The organism is Bartonella sp. SD1336NMGDW (genome assembly GCF_042193565.1).
Classification (GTDB): Bacteria; Pseudomonadota; Alphaproteobacteria; order Rhizobiales; family Rhizobiaceae; genus Bartonella; species Bartonella grahamii.
Window position 1 is genome coordinate 1 of record NZ_JBHILW010000108.1, and the last position, 555, is coordinate 555.

A 555-nucleotide genomic window follows, 5' to 3' on the forward strand; every position below is an offset into this window, starting at 1 on the left:
TCCCACTTTTTTAAACAGTATAAACAGTCTTTACTTATTTTCCGTGCCATTGTTCAATTCACCTTATAAATATACCTTTATGAGTACTGCTCCGTCACCACCGTCGCCGCCAATTTTGTCGCCTCCGGATTTCCCATCGAAATATCCCCCGCCGCCGCCACCACATTCTTTACCACCTCTACCACCGTTACCACCTTTGTAACTCTCACCACCCTGCCCCATGATAGAACCCTTGCATTGACCACCACCACCGCCGCCGCCGCCAAGAAACGAACTTCCACCGGTACCAGCTCTCTTGCCGTCGACTCCACTTCCTCCACCATTCCCACCAGAAAAAATAAAACTCTCACCACTAATGCCCTCTCTGTTTCCTCCTCCATCGCCGCCTTTCCCTCCAAAGTTAACGAGAGTCATGGAAACGGAATATCCTCCTTCTGCTGTAACAAGCCCTTTGATCATTGTTCTACCACCATTGCACAAAATGTTACTGTCATTGCCTTTACCACCACGACCAATGTAAGCTGTTTTTAATTTATCTAAATCAGAACCTTTCAT

Annotated in this window: 1 pseudogene; it reads right to left on the reverse strand. The window is 47.0% G+C overall.

Annotated elements, in window-relative coordinates:
- Positions 1-63 precede the first annotated feature (63 nt).
- Positions 64-555: pseudogene (locus ACFIKH_RS09410) on the reverse strand (hypothetical protein); the annotation flags it as partial.